At 68.0% G+C, this 16,532-nt stretch carries 8 protein-coding genes, 1 tRNA gene and 3 rRNA genes; 2 read left to right on the top strand and 10 right to left on the bottom strand.

Annotation, left to right across the window (positions count from 1 at the left end):
• The first annotated feature begins 397 nt into the window (after positions 1-397).
• Positions 398-1,294, top strand: a complete 897-nt coding sequence (locus HUN59_RS08155) for a beta-1,6-N-acetylglucosaminyltransferase (protein ID WP_058741707.1) — start codon at positions 398-400, stop codon at positions 1,292-1,294.
• The gene (locus HUN59_RS08150) at positions 1,291-2,796 is read left to right on the top strand and encodes a lipopolysaccharide biosynthesis protein (protein WP_174778067.1); all 1,506 of its coding nucleotides are present in this window, start codon (positions 1,291-1,293) and stop codon (positions 2,794-2,796) included. The genes HUN59_RS08155 and HUN59_RS08150 overlap by 4 nt, the downstream gene beginning before the upstream one ends.
• A gap of 87 nt (positions 2,797-2,883) precedes the next feature.
• Here HUN59_RS08150 and HUN59_RS08145 read toward each other — a convergent pair whose 3' ends face one another.
• From HUN59_RS08145 to HUN59_RS08105, 10 genes are all read right to left on the bottom strand, one after another.
• Positions 2,884-3,741 carry a glycoside hydrolase family 16 protein gene (locus HUN59_RS08145; RefSeq protein ID WP_174778066.1) on the bottom strand — a complete coding sequence of 286 codons (858 nt, stop codon included), beginning with the start codon at positions 3,739-3,741 and terminating at the stop codon, positions 2,884-2,886.
• Between the two features lie 7 nt (positions 3,742-3,748).
• A complete protein-coding gene (locus HUN59_RS08140) occupies positions 3,749-5,917 on the bottom strand; it encodes a hypothetical protein (protein ID WP_174778065.1) in 2,169 nt (722 codons plus the stop codon).
• Between the two features lie 92 nt (positions 5,918-6,009).
• Positions 6,010-6,972, bottom strand: coding sequence for a glycosyltransferase family 2 protein (locus tag HUN59_RS19380; protein WP_058741703.1), 963 nt, complete (start codon positions 6,970-6,972; stop codon positions 6,010-6,012).
• Positions 6,969-7,877, bottom strand: coding sequence for a glycosyltransferase family 2 protein (locus tag HUN59_RS19375; RefSeq protein WP_217483636.1), 909 nt, complete (start codon positions 7,875-7,877; stop codon positions 6,969-6,971). The genes HUN59_RS19380 and HUN59_RS19375 overlap by 4 nt, the downstream gene beginning before the upstream one ends.
• Before the next feature lie 440 nt (positions 7,878-8,317).
• A tRNA-Gln gene (locus HUN59_RS08130) sits at positions 8,318-8,389 on the bottom strand.
• 45 nt (positions 8,390-8,434) lie between these two features.
• Positions 8,435-9,376 (bottom strand): NAD(P)/FAD-dependent oxidoreductase, encoded by a 942-nt coding sequence (locus HUN59_RS08125; RefSeq protein ID WP_174778064.1) that lies wholly within the window; start codon positions 9,374-9,376, stop codon positions 8,435-8,437.
• A gap of 85 nt (positions 9,377-9,461) precedes the next feature.
• On the bottom strand, positions 9,462-10,949 hold the full coding sequence (gltX, locus tag HUN59_RS08120; RefSeq protein ID WP_174778063.1) for a glutamate--tRNA ligase: 1,488 nt from the start codon (positions 10,947-10,949) through the stop codon (positions 9,462-9,464).
• A 128-nt stretch (positions 10,950-11,077) separates the two neighbouring features.
• Positions 11,078-11,194, bottom strand: a 5S ribosomal RNA gene (rrf, locus tag HUN59_RS08115).
• 135 nt (positions 11,195-11,329) lie between these two features.
• Positions 11,330-14,457 (bottom strand): 23S ribosomal RNA (locus tag HUN59_RS08110).
• Positions 14,458-14,921: 464 nt separating this feature from the next.
• Positions 14,922-16,443: ribosomal RNA gene (locus HUN59_RS08105) — 16S ribosomal RNA — on the bottom strand.
• The 16S, 23S and 5S rRNA genes sit together here, the layout of an rRNA operon.
• Between the last annotated feature and the right edge of the window lie 89 nt (positions 16,444-16,532).

The following is a 16,532-nucleotide window of genomic DNA, read 5'->3' as shown; positions in this document are numbered from 1 at the left end:
GCGGCGACGGTCGCCGAGCCGTGCGGTTTGCCGCGACCGGACCGCTCGCGCCCCGTAGGATCGCGGGTGACGCACCGGCCGACCCGAGCCGGGCACGAGGAGGACCCATGCCGGCCGGATCCGACACGGACCCCTGCGTCTGCGGGCACCCGCGTGCCGCGCACGAGCACTACCGCTCGGGCACGGACTGCGCGCTCTGCGACTGTCCGAGGTTCCGCTTGCGGCGCTGACCGGCGACTGCGGCTGCGCTGGCGCCGTGGCCGGCGCCTGCGTCGTGCGCCGTGCGCCTGTGTCGTGCGCCGTGCGCCTGTGTCGTCGCCTGCGGGAAACCGCCGCTTCCCCGCAGGGGGCCCGGGACCGGCTGCCCGCCGCGCTGCACCCGGGTTAGCGTCCCGGCATGGCCATCTCCCCCGCGGTCCCGGCGTGCGTCGTGCTCGCGCACCAGGACCCTGCGCACGTGCGCCGGCTCGTCGAGGCACTCGACCCGTTCGACGTGTTCCTGCACTGCGACGTGAGCACCCCGGAGTCCGTGTACCGCGCGATGGTGGACGGACTGCCCGACCGGGTCCGACTCCTGCCGCGCATCCGCACCGGGTGGGCCCGGTGGGAGAACGTCGTCGCCGAGGTCGCCGGCTACCGGGCCGCGCTCGACGGCACGGACGCGACCCACGTCGCCGTCCTCACCGGGAGCGACTACCCGCTGGCGGACGCCGCCGAGATCCGCGCGACCCTCGAGGCGCACCGCGAGGACTCCTTCGTCGCGACGTTCCCGCTGCCCGACCCGCTCTGGGGCCGCGACGGCGGGCTCGCCCGGCTCCGCTACCGGCACTGGGCCTGGCGCAAGCACATGCTGCGGCTGCCGATCCCCCGGCGGCTGCCCTCGGGCGTCGTCCTGACCGGCGGGTCGCAGCTCAAGGTCCTCGCCCGCCGGCACGCCACCGCGGTCGTGGACGCGTTCGACGGCCGCCCCGACCTCGTCCGGACCTGGCGGCGCAGCTGGGTGGCCGACGAGACCTTCGTCCCGACGGTGCTGGCGACCCCGGCGCTCACCCCCGGGTTCGCGGACGAGCACGTGCAGCACTCGCTGTGGTGGATCGGCTGGGACGACTCGCGGCGGAAGAGCCCGCCGTGGCTCGGGACCGCCGACGCCGGACGGGTGCTCGAGCGCCGGACCGTCCCGGACGGCGGCCTGCCGCACCTGTTCGCGCGGAAGTTCTCGACCGAGCGGAGCACGGAGCTGCTCGACCTCATCGACGGGGCGTTCGCCCTGCGGCAGGACGTGGTCCGGTCGTGACCCAGCCCCTCACCCGGCGCGAGGCGCTCGGTCGGGCACGACGGGCCGCGTCCGACCGGATGTCGGACGCATCGGACGCGGCAGTCGACGACGTCGCCGAGGGGTCGTCCCGACTGTTCGGCCGCGGTCTGCTGTACGTCGTCGTCTGGTCGATGCAGCTCGTCGTCTCGTCGCTGATCTCCCCCGTCCTCGCGCACCTGCTGCCCGCGTCGGAGTTCGGCGTCCTCGCGTCCTCGATCGCCCTGTTTCAGGCGCTCTCCGTGCTCGCGGTCGCCGGGCTCGACCAGGCGACGGTCCTGCAGCGCGCCGAGGACGGCTCGGACCGTCGCGCCCGCGGGCTGCTCGCCGTCGGCGCGCTGACCGCCGCGGTCGTCACCGGGACGGCGCTCGCCACGATCCCGGTCTGGGCGGACGCCGCGGGCTTCGTCGGAGCGCACCCGCTGCTCCTCGTCGCCGTGCTCTGGACCGCGCCGGCCGCGGTCGTCCAGGTGGCGCTGGCGCTCCTCGTCGCGCAGGACCGCATCCGGGTCTTCGCGGTCACGAGCCTGCTGTCGTCGGTCGGCGGCTCCGTCATCGGTCTCGGGCTGCTCCTGTGGGTGCACGCCGACGCCACCACGTACGCGTGGGGCGGTGTCGTCGCCCAGGGCGTCGCGATGGTGATCGGGATCGCGGCGACGCGGCCCCGCCTCCAGGGCCTGTTCGACCGGCGGACCACGGCCCGGGCGTTCCGACTCGGGGTCCCGGTCGCCCTCGGCAACCTGTCGTACTTCGTGCTCAACGCCGGCGACCGTGTCGTCGTGCAGAGCCTGCTCGGCCCGGCGGAGGTCGCCCGCTACCAGATCGCCTACGTCGTCGGGTCGGCCGTGGTCCTCCTCCTCACGTTCACGAACTCGGCGTGGGCACCGCACTTCGCCGCGCTCCGGGACGCCGGCGCCCGACTCCGGTTGGCCCTGCACGCGCGGGACGAGCTCTACCGTCTCGTGGCGCCCGTCGTCCTCGCCGTGACGCTCGCGGCACCCGTCGCGCTGCCGTTCCTCGCGCCCGCGTCGTACCGCGTCGACGAGCTCGGCGTCGTCGTCTTCGTCGTGGCCGTCACGGCCGTGCCCGTCGTGGCGAGCGGCGCGACCGGGCGGCTGCTCGTGGTCGAGCGCCGCGGAGTCGCCGTCGGCGTCATCGCGGCCGGCGCCGGGGCCGTGAACATCGCGGCGAACCTGTTCCTCGTCCCGTGGCTCGGCATCCTCGGCGCGGGCGTCGCGACCGTGCTCGCGTACACGCTCCTCGCGGCGGCCCAGCTGCTCGCGCTGCCCGACCGTCGGGCGTGGCGGGGACCGGGAGCCCGGGTGACCCTGCCCCTCGTGGCAGCCCTCGTGGTGGCCGGGGTGTCCCTGCTGCTGCCCCAGGACACCCCCTGGGACGTCGTGCGGGTCGTCGGCGTCGCGGCGTGCGTGCCGTGGTTCCTGCGGCGGCTCGGGGCGGCGCGCGGCGGAGCCACCGCGGTCTGACGACGGAGCCGCGCGGACGCGTGCTCGTGCGCCCGGTCCGGCGCAAGCGGCGGGCGCGGTGCGGTCCGTGCGTCGGGGCCGACGGTCTCAGCCCGCCGCGGGGACGTCGATCGTGACCCAGTCCACGAGCACCGACCCCCGAGCGGCCCGCGGCGGCGTCCCCCCGGTGGACCCCGCCTGCAGCACGAGGTGCATGCGCGCCGTCGGGACGTCCTCGGTGGTCGTGCCGACCGTGCGTCCGTCCACCATGAAGGTCATCCGCTCGGGCGTCCACTCGATCGTGTAGGTGTGCCAGTCGCTGAGCCGGGCGTCCGTCTCGTGGTGCACGCACTGCCGCGCGGGCTCGTCCAGGCAGTGCACGTTGAGCCAGGCCCGCTGCCCCAGGCCGCCCTCGGGGAAGTCGACCTCGCCGTCCGACCACCGGTTCGCGTCGCTCCACAGCAGGACGGCCACGCCGTAGCCGTCGACCCGGTCGCTCTTCATGCGGATGCTGTACCGCCCCGAGGTCTGCCCGCCCCAGCGCCCGTCGACGAGCGGCACGACGCCGCCGGCCAGCGGGGTGCCGCCGTCGGTCGTCCGCAGCCCGACGTCGAGCAGTCCGTCGTGCGCGGTGACCGCGGACGCGCTGTACCGTCCGGTCCCGGCGGTGTCCGCGAAGCCGTCGTAGGTGGTGAACCGGTCGGCGTACCGGGAGGCGAAGGTTCCGGTCGGCGCATCGTCCGCGAAGTCCTCGGAGTACACGCGATGCCACGCACCGCCGTCCGAGGTCGGCATCGTCTCGCCGCTCGGGTCGTGCGCGCTCGAGCCGCCGGTCACCGTGAGCACCGCGGCGCCGACGGCGAGCGCGCCGACGACCGCGCCGACACCGAGCGCCGTCGCACGGTGTCGGCCGCGGCCGGGCGGGCCGCCACGGTCCGTGGTGGCCCGCGCGGCCGTCGTCGTCATCGGTGGATCAGCTCGCGGCATGCCGCATCCCGGCCGTGGTCAGCTCGTACACGGCGGTGGTGCCGGACGACCAGACCCGGTGCCAGTACGGCGACGAGGCCATCGCGTCCGCGAGCCGCTCGTAGTCGGGGTACCGCTGGTAGCCGTAGCGCTCGTCGTACGCACCCATCGGCGCGGCCACGAGGGCGTAGTACTTCGTCGCGGTGGTCCGGGCGACGAACTGCCGCGTCAGGGTCGAGACGTCGGCGTCGGGGTCGTAGCCGGTACCGGACGGGTACGGGCCGAGCGCCTCACGCGACACGTAGTCGACGTCGAAGTACCGGGCGCCGGTGTTCCCCGGCACGGCGTTCCCCGAACCGGTGAGGAGCATGACCGACCCCTTCGGCGCGGTCCGGTCGTACCACTGCGTCGCCGCCGACTCGCTCCGGGTCGTCACGCGGTTCCAGTCCAGGGCGGTCTGTCCGAAGGCACCGACCGCCACGAGGGCCGCGACGCCCGCCGCCGCGAGGACGTACCGGGCGGCTGCCGATCGGAGCGCTGCCCGGACGGCCGTCCCGACGCGCGCCCACCGACCGGCGGGGAGCGGGAGCCCGGCGGCGAGGACCGCCAGCCACGGGGTCGCGAACAGGACCACGCGGAAGATGCCCTCCTGCCCGTAGTTCGTCGCGACGAGCAGCGAGATCGGACTCGCGGCCGCGGCGAGGAGCCCCCAGTGCAGCCGGTCGCGTCGGACCAGCACGGTGACGACCGCGACGAGGCCGACGAGCACGAGCGTCGCCGCCGGCACGTCGAACGCCAGGCCGGTGACGAGCGGCTTCGGGAGCACGGTCATGTCGTGCTCGGGCGGTTGCACGTTGTCGAACACCTTCCCGATCGCCGAGAGCGACAGGAACCGGCCGAGCACGTCGCCGTTCAGCGCGGCGAAGACCACCGCCGGCACGAGCACGACGAGCGGCAGCCACCACGGACGCAGGAGCCGGAAGACCACGAGGACGCCGAGCGCCGCGACCGCGAGGTACGGCGAGATCTGGTGCGTGACGACGAGGACGACGCCGATCACGGCGATCGCGAGCACCTGTGGCAGCCGCACGTTGCGCGGCCGGAGGACCCGCTGCACGCACCCGTCGGCGACGGCCGCGGCGGTCTCCAGGAGCGGGCCCGTGGCGAGCACGAGCATCGCGACGACGAGCAGGACGCCGGTCGACTGCGGCGAGAAGTACGTCGTGTTGAGCGAACCCGTCATCGCGGTGAGGAGCGCCGCGATCCACGGCCGGCGTCGACCGGGCAGCCAGTGCGCGGCGAGCACCCCGACGCCGAGCGTCGTGACGCCCGCGAGCAGCACGGGCACCCACGCGGCGATCGTCATCGCGTTCACGATGCCGCCGACGTCAGCGGCCCACGCGCCCCCGGCGAACAGCCCCGACCAGGTCTGGAAGATGTCCGAGGCCGGATCGGTGCGGCCGAACTGCCGGATGTACTCCAGGACCCCGACGTGCCGCGCGGCAGCGGTCACGGTCGGCATCCCGTAGGTGATCGCCTGCGCGAGCTGCACGGCCAGGCCGAGCGCCACGACGGGCACGGCGACGGCTCGACCCCGGACGAACGCGACGACCGCCGCCGCGACGAGCACGGCGAGCCCGACCGGCAGCCCGACCCCGAGCCGACCGAACAGCCCGGCGGGCACCGGGTCGCCGACGTGGGTCACCGCGGCGACCACCACCGTCGCGAGACCGAGCACGGTCCCCCCGATCACGATCCACCCGAGCACGATCCGCCCGGACCCGGTCCGCACGGACTCCGTCAGGGGTGCCGGGGCCGGTCGGCGCTCCCGTCGACGCAGCTGTTGGAGGTCCCGCAGCACGGTGGACGCGAGCACCGCCGACGTCAGGACGACCACGACGGCGAAGGGCACCGCCGGGTGCCACCACCCGACGGTCGCCATCGTGTAGCCGATCCCGATCGTGCCGGTGATCGACCCCGCGACCGCGAGCAGCACGAAGCGTGCCAGGGGCATCGGTCGGACGAGCAGCAGCGGCGCGACGCCGAGCAGGGCGAACAGGAAGACGACGGCCGCGCTCCCCCGCAGGACCGGCAGGTGCAGCCCGGCGCCGAGGGCCACGGCGACGAGCGTGACGACGACGACCCCGGCCGCAGCGAGCCGAGCACCGGGTCCCATGACGTCGTCCGCGTCCACACCATCGCGCCGTCGGGCCGACGTGGGTCCGGTGGCGACGTGGGCACCGACCGCGGGCGTGGCGGTCCCCCGGCTCATCGCGTGCCGACCGGGTCGGCGACGGGACGCGGTGCCGGTGCGGCGACGACCACGCCGCCGAGCAGCCGGCCCACCGCGTAGCCCAGGACGGTCGTGGCGACCGACGCGACCACCGTGGCAGCACGAGCGAGCCCGCCGCGACCGACGGCACGGAGCTCGCGGAGCACCGCCCGCGGGATCACCCGGGTCAGGTAGGTGGACTCGCTGGCGAGCGCATCACCGGTGCCGACGCGACGTGCCAGCACGGCCTTCGAGATGCCCTCGTAGTAGCTCCGGCGGAGCAGGTACCGCATGCCGACGCGGTCCGCCGACACCCGGTGCGACACGTTCGACCGCGGCTCGTGGCGGATCCGCGCCCCCGGCTGCACCGCGGCGATGCGGATGCACAGCTCGGTCTCCTCGCAGCCGAGCGGCTGGTTCCCGACGCGGCCGATGCCGGACCGGAAGCCGCCGGCGCGCAGGATCGACTCGCGACGGAACGCCATGCTCGACCCGATCACGTTGCGGACGTCGCCCGCGGTCTCCGGCAGGCCGGTGTAGCTGCAGCCGACGATCCACAGGAGCTCGTCGACGTACGGCCCGGAGCCCGTGGTCGAGGGCCAGGACGGCGTGGCGCGGCCGCCGACGCCGACGACCGCGGGGTCCTCGAGCGCGGCGAGCATGTGCCCGAGCCAGTCGGGATCGGCGGTGGCGTCGTCGTCCAGGAACGCGACCACGTCGGCGTCCGTCGCCGCCACCCCGGTGTTGCGGGCGCCGGACAGGCCGCGGTCCTCGGCGTTCTCGAGGACGAGCAGCTCCGGCCAGCGCGCGCGGGCCCGGGCGAGCAGCTCCGGCTCGTGGTCGATCACCAGCACGACCTCCGGGTGCTCCGGCTGCCGACGCGCCGACTCGACGCTGTCCTGCAGGTCGCCCCACCGGAGCTGCGTGTAGGCGCAGACGACGACGGCGACCCGTGTCACGCGGCGTCCCCCTCGAGCGCCCCGGCCGGCGACGCGTGCACGGCCGCCGGCGCGTGCACCGACGCCGGTGCGTGCGCCGCCGCGGGCAGCACCACCGGCGCAGCCACCACCGGCGCAGCCACCACCGGCGCAGCCACCACCGGCGCAGCCGACACGGCACGGCGCCCGGAGGCCCGCCGCCGCTCGTGCACGATCGACGTCAGGACGCGGATGCCGTCCGTGACGGCGTTGAGGTTGCTCGCCCCGTGCACGCGCAGCTTCTCGTGGCTCGGCACCTCGGCGATGCGCAGTCCGGCGGCCGACCACCGGCACGTCAGCACGGTCTCGATCTCGAACCCGTCGCCCCACAGCATCGAGCCGTCCAGCGGCTTCGGCAGCGTCGAGGACAGCAGCGCGATCGCCGGCAGCGTGTCGGCCCAGAAGGCGTTGTAGCCGTAGCAGAGGTCGCTGTACCGGGTGCCGAGGATGACGTTGCACAGCAGGTTCAGCCCGCGGTTGCCGAGGCTCCGGACGATGGTGATGTCGTCGCTGCCGCCGCCCAGGGCGTACCGGGTGCCCTTCGCGACGTCGGCACCGTCGCGGAGCGCCTGGACGAAGCGCGGGATCTCGTCCGGGTCCGCGGAGCAGTCGGCGTCGAACATCACGACGACGTCGCCGGTCACGGCCTCGAACCCGCATGCGAGGGCGTTGCCCTTGCCCTTCCGGGTCTGGTGCACGACACGGATGCCGGGCATGATCCGGCGGGCGGTCGCGACGGTGTCGTCGACGGAGTTGCCGTCCACGAGGATGACCTCGTGCACCGGCGGAAGCTTCGGGAGGATGATCTCGAGGTTGCGCGCTTCGTTGCGCGCCGGGATGACCACGGAGACGCGGGGGTCTGCCGGACGGACCGGGCTGACGGACATGCGGAGGTGCTCCTGTCGGGTTCAGGGTGCAGGGGACAGCTCCCGACTGGGGCGCGGGTACGCCGCCGGGGGTCCTGGACGAGTGGGTACGCCTCGTCCGTGCTCCAACCCTCGTCGCGGCGCGTGGGCGGGTCAATGCGCTCGGGTCCGCCTTGCGGCTCACCAGCGACCGCTACGGAAACCCGCAAGCGGCTCCGCCGCCGGCCTGGAGGATCGCCACCGCGCCCGCCCCGCGCGTCCCGCCGGGTGCTCCCCACCCTGGTGCGAGCCGCCGGCGCGACCAGTCCAGCGCGGACCACCCGACGTGAGCAGTCTGCTGCGCGCGACCCGGGCGGATCCGAGCCTCGCGGGCGATCCGGGCGTGTCCTCGGATCCGAGGCCGTCCGCGGACAACGCGAAAGGCCCCCGGGATTCCCGGGGGCCTTTCACTTGTCCTGTTGCTGGGGTACCTGGACTCGAACCAAGAACGACGGTACCAGAAACCGCTGTGTTGCCAATTACACCATACCCCAAAAGGCCGTTGGCCTTCTGTTCCCGGTTGCCCGGGGCACGATCAACTACTGTACAGCATCCCGAGCGTCTTCGAGACCACCCACCAGGTCACGGTGCACGGCAGCCGCCGTCGCCGCCCCGTGACCGGCCGCCACGATGAGCTGTTCCGGTCCGGGCGGCGTCACGTCGCCGACCGCGTAGAGCCCTGCGACACCTGTCCGCCCGAGCCGGTCGACCCGGACGAGGCCCTCCCCGTCACGCTCGACCGGGGCGTCGAGCCAGTCGAGGTCCGCGTGCCACACCGGGCGCACGAAGACCCCCTTGTGCGGCGTCACGGTGCCGTCGGCGAGCCGGACGCCCGTGAGGCCCGACCGGTCCCCCTCGAGGTCCGCCACCGGACGTTCGTCCACCCGCACCCCGGCGGCCGCCAGGCGTGCACGACCGGCGGGGTCGAGCGGCGCGACCCCGTTCGTGTACACGACGAGGTCGTCGGTCCAGGACGCCAGCAGCAGCGCCCGCTCGACGACGTCCCGCGTCTCGCAGACCAGTCCGAGGGCCTGACCGGCGTGCTCGTACCCGTCGCACTCGACGCAGCTGTGCGCGGACGTGCCGTAGAACGCCCGGAGCGACGGCAGCGCGGGGAACTCCTCGCGGAGCCCGGTCGCGACGACCACGGCGCGCACCCGCGCCGACGTCTCGGTGCCGCGCCACGAGCCGTGCACCGTCCACGCGTCTCCGTCCGGGGCCACGCGGTCGACGACGGCCTGCACGACCGTGGCCTCCGGGTAGCCGGCGACCTCCTCGCGCCCGAGACGCCGCAGTTCGAGCGGCGAGATGCCGTCACGCGTCACGAACCCGTGCGACCGCAGCGTGGCGGCGTTCCGCGGGCGGTTCGCATCGACGAGGAGCACCGTCCGCCGTGCACGCACGAGGTTGAGCGCCGCGCTGAGCCCGGCCGGACCGGCCCCGATGACCGCGACGTCCGCCTGCACGATCTCAGCCGTCACCGCGTCAGTCGACACCGCGTCAGTCGACACCGCGTCAGCCGGCACCGCGTCAGCCGGCACCGCGTCGTCAGCTCCCACGGTGTCGTCAGCGATCCGCGAGCCGACGCAGCCGCGTCAGGGTGGACTCCTTGCCGAGGATCTCCATCGACTCGAACAGCGGCGGGCTGATGCGACGGCCGGACACCGCGACGCGCAGGGGTCCGAACGCGACCCGCGGCTTCAGGCCCATCTCGTCGATCAGCGCCGTGCGGAGCGCGGCCTCGATCGAGGCGGTGTCCCAGTCCTGCAGGCCCTCGAGCGCCACCGTGCCGGCACAGAGCACCTCGGCCGTGTCGCCCTTGAGGGCGGCCAGTGCGTCGTCCTCGACCACCAGGTCGTCGTCCGACGTGAAGAGGAACCCGAGCAGTGCCGGCGCCTCGCCGAGCAGCTGCATGCGCTCCTGCACGAGCGGGGCTGCGGCGGTGAGCACGCGCTCCTGCTCCGGCGTGGGCGGGTCGGCGACCATCCCGGCCAGGTACGGCAGCAGTCGCGCGCGGAAGTCGTCGGCGTCGAGCAGCCGGATGTGGTCGCCGTTGATCGCCTCGGCCTTCTTGTGGTCGAAGCGGGCCGGGTTCGGGTTCACGTCGACGACGTCGAACGCCGCGACCATCTCGTCCGAGGTGAAGACGTCCCGGTCCGGTGCGATCGACCAGCCGAGCAGCGCGAGGTAGTTGAGCAGACCCTCGGGAACCATGCCCGCGGCACGGTGGTGGAACAGGTTCGACTCGGGGTCGCGCTTCGAGAGCTTCTTGTTGCCCTCCCCCATCACGTACGGCATGTGCCCGAAGCGCGGGATGAAGGACGTGATCCCCACCTCGTACAGCGCCTCGTACAGGGCGATCTGTCGCGGTGTCGACGACAGCAGGTCCTCGCCGCGGAGCACGTGGGTGATCCCCATCAGGGCGTCGTCCACCGGGTTCGTGAACGTGTAGAGCGGCTTGCCGTTCGGACGCACCACGACGAAGTCCGGGAACGTCCCCTGCTTGAAGGTGATCTCGCCGCGCACGAGGTCCTCGAAGCTCAGGTCGCGGTCCGGCACGCGCAGCCGCAGTGCCGGCTGCCGGCCCTCGTCACGGAAGGCCTGACGCTCCGCCTCGGTCAGGTCGCGCTCGTGGTTGTCGTAGCCCTGCTTCGGGTCGCGACCGGCGGCCTTGTTGCGCGCCTCCATCTCCTCCGGGGTGACGTACGACTCGTAGACGTGCCCCGACGCGCGCAGCTTCGCGATGACGTCGTCGTACACGTCCGAACGCTCCGACTGCCGGTAGGGGCCGTGCGGGCCGCCGACCTCGACGCCCTCGTCCCAGTCCAACCGGAGCCACCGGAGTGCGTCGAGGATCTGCTCGTACGACTCCTCGCTGTCCCGGGCGGCGTCGGTGTCCTCGATGCGGAACACGAGCTTGCCGCCGTTGTGGCGGGCGTAGGCCCAGTTGAAGAGCGCCGTCCGGATGAGGCCCACGTGCGGGGTCCCCGTCGGGCTCGGGCAGAAACGGACGCGGATGTCGGAGCCGGTTGCGGCGGTGAACGGTGCAGTCATGACGGGTCGATCCTACCGGCAGCCCACCGCCCCGAGCAGGCGGCAGGAGACGCTGTGGAAGAGGGCCGGAAACGCAGGGAACCCCTGACCAGTCATGGTCAGGGGTTCCCTGGTGTTACCAACGTTGAGTCCGGCGGCGTCCTACTCTCCCACAAGGTCCCCCTTGCAGTACCATCGGCGCTGAGAGGCTTAGCTTCCGGGTTCGGAATGTGACCGGGCGTTTCCCTCTCGCTATGACCACCGGAACACCTTCGACTTGACCCATCGGATCAAGAAAGCTGTCCCGCGCATGCGCGGTGTTCAGTTTCATGTTCCCGATCGTCTGTCGGGAACCACAAAGTGGACGCGAGCCCCACACCAACGGTGTGGGTAAAAAGTGTGTTGTCAAGTCTTCGGCTTATTAGTACCGGTCAGCTCCACGGGTCGTTAGTCCCCGCTTCCACATCCGGCCTATCAACCCAGTAGTCTGCTGGGAGCCTCTCACACTCAAGGTGCATGGAAATCTCATCTCGAAGACGGCTTCCCGCTTAGATGCTTTCAGCGGTTATCCGGTCCGAACGTAGCTAATCAGCGGTGCCCTTGGCAGAACAACTGACACACCAGAGGTTCGTCCATCCCGGTCCTCTCGTACTAGGGATAGATCTTCTCAAATTTCCAACGCGCGCAGCGGATAGGGACCGAACTGTCTCACGACGTTCTAAACCCAGCTCGCGTACCGCTTTAATGGGCGAACAGCCCAACCCTTGGGACCTACTCCAGCCCCAGGATGCGACGAGCCGACATCGAGGTGCCAAACCATGCCGTCGATATGGACTCTTGGGCAAGATCAGCCTGTTATCCCCGAGGTACCTTTTATCCGTTGAGCGACAGCGCTTCCACAAGCCACTGCCGGATCACTAGTCCCGACTTTCGTCCCTGCTCGACCTGTCAGTCTCACAGTCAAGCTCCCTTGTGCACTTACACTCGCCACCTGATTGCCAACCAGGTTGAGGGAACCTTTGGGCGCCTCCGTTACTCTTTGGGAGGCAACCGCCCCAGTTAAACTACCCATCAGGCACTGTCCATGAACCCGATCAGGGTCCTACGTTAGACATCCAAAGTGACCAGAGTGGTATTTCAACAATGACTCCACGAACACTAGCGTGCCCGCTTCACAGTCTCCCACCTATCCTACACAAGCCACTCCGAACACCAATACCAAACTGTAGTAAAGGTCACGGGGTCTTTCCGTCCTGCTGCGCGTAACGAGCATCTTTACTCGTAGTGCAATTTCGCCGAGTTCGCGGTTGAGACAGCTGGGAAGTCGTTACGCCATTCGTGCAGGTCGGAACTTACCCGACAAGGAATTTCGCTACCTTAGGATGGTTATAGTTACCACCGCCGTTTACTGGGGCTTAAATTCAGAGCTTCGCCCGGAGGCTAACCCTTCCTCTTAACCTTCCAGCACCGGGCAGGCGTCAGTCCGTATACATCGTCTTGCGACTTCGCACGGACCTGTGTTTTTAGTAAACAGTCGCTTCCCACTGGTCTCTGCGGCCTTCAACGCTCAACAAAGCAAGTTCGTATCACGTGTCCGGCCCCCCTTCTCCCGAAGTTACGGGGGCATTTTGCCGAGTTCCTTAACCACGATTCTCTCGATCTCCTTGGTATTCTCTACCTGACCACCTGAGTCGGTTTCGGGTACGGGCGGCTGCAACCTCGCGTCGATGCTTTTCTCGGCAGCATAGGATCACTGATTTCCCCAAACGGGTACGCGTCGGATCTCAGGCACACAGACGACGGATTTGCCTATCGTCAGCCCTACATCCTTACACCAGGTTCACCTTACGGATACCATCGCCTGGCTCAGCTACCTTCCTGCGTCACACCTGTTCATACGCTAGCCGCACCAGCATGGGGTCGAGCGTTAGACCGGACACCATCACCCCGAAGGGATCCGGTAAGCCCGGGTTAGGACTCTTAGCACCACTGGATTAGCTTGGGCGGTTGTTCGCCGGTACGGGAATATCAACCCGTTGTCCATCGACTACGCCTGTCGGCCTCGCCTTAGGTCCCGACTTACCCAGGGCGGATTAACCTGGCCCTGGAACCCTTGGTCTTTCGGAGGACGGGTTTCTCACCCGTCTTTCGCTACTCATGCCTGCATTCTCACTCGTGTGGCGTCCACGGCTGGATTCCTCCGCCGCTTCACTCGCCACACGACGCTCTCCTACCACTCCGCACGACTGAACCACGAAGGCTAATCGGTGTGCGAAATCTACAACTTCGGCGGTGTGCTTGAGCCCCGTTACATTGTCGGCGCGGAATCACTTGACCAGTGAGCTATTACGCACTCTTTCAAGGGTGGCTGCTTCTAAGCCAACCTCCTGGTTGTCTGTGCAACTCCACATCCTTTCCCACTTAGCACACGCTTAGGGGCCTTAGTTGGTAGTCTGGGTTGTTTCCCTCTCGACGATGAAGCTTATCCCCCACCGTCTCACTGCTGCGCTCTCACTCACCGGCATTCGGAGTTTGGCTGACGTCAGTAACCTGTTGAGGCCCATCGGCCATCCAGTAGCTCTACCTCCGGCGAGAAACACGCAACGCTGCACCTAAATGCATTTCGGAGAGAACCAGCTATCACGAAGTTTGATTGGCCTTTCACCCCTATCCACAGCTCATCCCCTCCATTTTCAACTGAAGTGGGTTCGGTCCTCCACGACGTCTTACCGTCGCTTCAACCTGGCCATGGATAGATCACTTCGCTTCGGGTCTAGGACATGCGACTGAATCGCCCTATTCAGACTCGCTTTCGCTACGGCTGCCCCACACGGGTTAACCTCGCCACATATCACTAACTCGCAGGCTCATTCTTCAAAAGGCACGCCGTCACCCCTACAAGGAGGCTCCGACGGTTTGTAAGCAAACGGTTTCAGGTACTATTTCACTCCCCTCCCGGGGTACTTTTCACCTTTCCCTCACGGTACTTGTCCGCTATCGGTCATCTGGGAGTATTTAGGCTTATCAGGTGGTCCTGACAGATTCACACGGGATTTCTCGGGCCCCGTGCTACTTGGGATACACATCCGGCCATAACACCATTTCGTCTACGGGGCTGGCACCCACTACGGCCCGGCTTTCAAACCGGTTCGACTATGATGCGCTGTAACCGCCCCAGTCCGGCAGAACTGAGCGACGTGTCCCACAACCCCGACCATGCAACGCCCGCCGGCTATCACACATGATCGGTTTAGCCTCATCCGCTTTCGCTCGCCACTACTCACGGAATCACATGTTGTTTTCTCTTCCTGTGGGTACTGAGATGTTTCACTTCCCCACGTTCCCTCTACCCGCCCTATATATTCAGGCGGGAGTCACCAGGTCACAAAGCGCCTGGCGGGGTTTCCCCATTCGGAAATCCTCGGCTCACAGCTCGATTATCAGCTCCCCGAGGCTTATCGCAGATTTCTACGTCCTTCTTCGGCTCCAGATGCCAAGGCATCCACCGTTTGCTCTTAGAAACTTGACCACAAAGATTAAAAATTGCAATCCACTCACAACAAGCCGGTCAGACCCGAAGGCCGACCAACCATTGCAAGCGATTTCAAAGATGCTCGCGTCCACTGTGTAGTTCTCAACATACGATCGGCACCACACCCCACCGACACCAACGCATCAGCTTCATGTGGCCCACCGAAGAACCCTGACGGATCACTCCGCCGGCTCAACCCCCGGAAACCATCCACCCTGGAACAGGGCGGCGACCGGGAAGCCTGGTCCCTCAGGACCCAACAACGTGCACCAGCCGACCCGCTCACCACCGACCCGTCCCAACCAGCAAGCTGGCGTACTAAGGCCGGAAGCTGCGCTCCCGACTGCACTGTCAATGTTCCACCCATGAGCTACCCGTCGGACACGTTCGGTCCGAACCAGGCGCCTGGACCCACCCCACACCTGCCTACTGCAGACGAGGACGAGCCAGATGCTCCTTAGAAAGGAGGTGATCCAGCCGCACCTTCCGGTACGGCTACCTTGTTACGACTTAGTCCTAATCACCGATCCCACCTTCGACGGCTCCTTCCACAAGGGTTAGGCCACCGGCTTCGGGTGTTACCGACTTTCATGACTTGACGGGCGGTGTGTACAAGGCCCGGGAACGTATTCACCGCAGCGTTGCTGATCTGCGATTACTAGCGACTCCGACTTCATGAGGTCGAGTTGCAGACCTCAATCCGAACTGAGACCGGCTTTTTGGGATTCGCTCCACCTTACGGTATCGCAGCCCTTTGTACCGGCCATTGTAGCATGCGTGAAGCCCAAGACATAAGGGGCATGATGATTTGACGTCATCCCCACCTTCCTCCGAGTTGACCCCGGCAGTCTCCTATGAGTCCCCGCCATAACGCGCTGGCAACATAGAACGAGGGTTGCGCTCGTTGCGGGACTTAACCCAACATCTCACGACACGAGCTGACGACAACCATGCACCACCTGTACACCGACCACAAGGGGGCAACCATCTCTGGCCGTTTCCGGTGTATGTCAAGCCTTGGTAAGGTTCTTCGCGTTGCATCGAATTAATCCGCATGCTCCGCCGCTTGTGCGGGCCCCCGTCAATTCCTTTGAGTTTTAGCCTTGCGGCCGTACTCCCCAGGCGGGGCGCTTAATGCGTTAGCTACGACACAGAAACCGTGGAAAGGTCCCTACATCTAGCGCCCAACGTTTACGGCGTGGACTACCAGGGTATCTAATCCTGTTCGCTCCCCACGCTTTCGCTCCTCAGCGTCAGTTACGGCCCAGAGATCTGCCTTCGCCATCGGTGTTCCTCCTGATATCTGCGCATTCCACCGCTACACCAGGAATTCCAATCTCCCCTACCGCACTCTAGTCTGCCCGTACCCACTGCAAGCCCGAGGTTGAGCCTCGGGATTTCACAGCAGACGCGACAAACCGCCTACGAGCTCTTTACGCCCAATAATTCCGGACAACGCTTGCACCCTACGTATTACCGCGGCTGCTGGCACGTAGTTAGCCGGTGCTTTTTCTGCAGGTACCGTCACTTACGCTTCTTCCCTACTAAAAGAGGTTTACAACCCGAAGGCCGTCATCCCTCACGCGGCGTTGCTGCATCAGGCTTTCGCCCATTGTGCAATATTCCCCACTGCTGCCTCCCGTAGGAGTCTGGGCCGTGTCTCAGTCCCAGTGTGGCCGGTCACCCTCTCAGGCCGGCTACCCGTCGTCGCCTTGGTGAGCCATTACCTCACCAACAAGCTGATAGGCCGCGAGTCCATCCCCAACCAAAAAATCTTTCCACCACCAGACCATGCGGCCGGCAGTCATATCCAGTATTAGACGTCGTTTCCAACGCTTATCCCAGAGTCAGGGGCAGGTTACTCACGTGTTACTCACCCGTTCGCCACTAATCCACCCAGCAAGCTGGGCATCATCGTTCGACTTGCATGTGTTAAGCACGCCGCCAGCGTTCGTCCTGAGCCAGGATCAAACTCTCCGTAAAAAAATACAACCAACACCCGAAAGCGTCAGCGAGTTGAAACTGACTGTAAAGACTGTCTACTGACAATCAATTCAATCCAAAAGGAATTG

It is taken from the genome of Curtobacterium sp. Csp2, from assembly GCF_013347165.1.
This window is presented reverse-complemented; position numbering and strand designations above follow the sequence as displayed.

Coding starts and splice junctions, on each gene's coding strand:
- HUN59_RS08155 (WP_058741707.1), top strand. CDS start 398: ATGGCCATCTCCCCCGCGGTCCCGGCGTGCGTCGTGCTCGCGCACCAG.
- HUN59_RS08145 (WP_174778066.1), bottom strand. CDS start 3,741: ATGACGACGACGGCCGCGCGGGCCACCACGGACCGTGGCGGCCCGCCC.
- HUN59_RS08140 (WP_174778065.1), bottom strand. CDS start 5,917: ATGGGACCCGGTGCTCGGCTCGCTGCGGCCGGGGTCGTCGTCGTCACG.
- HUN59_RS19375 (WP_217483636.1), bottom strand. CDS start 7,877: ATGTCCGTCAGCCCGGTCCGTCCGGCAGACCCCCGCGTCTCCGTGGTC.
- gltX (WP_174778063.1), bottom strand. CDS start 10,949: ATGACTGCACCGTTCACCGCCGCAACCGGCTCCGACATCCGCGTCCGT.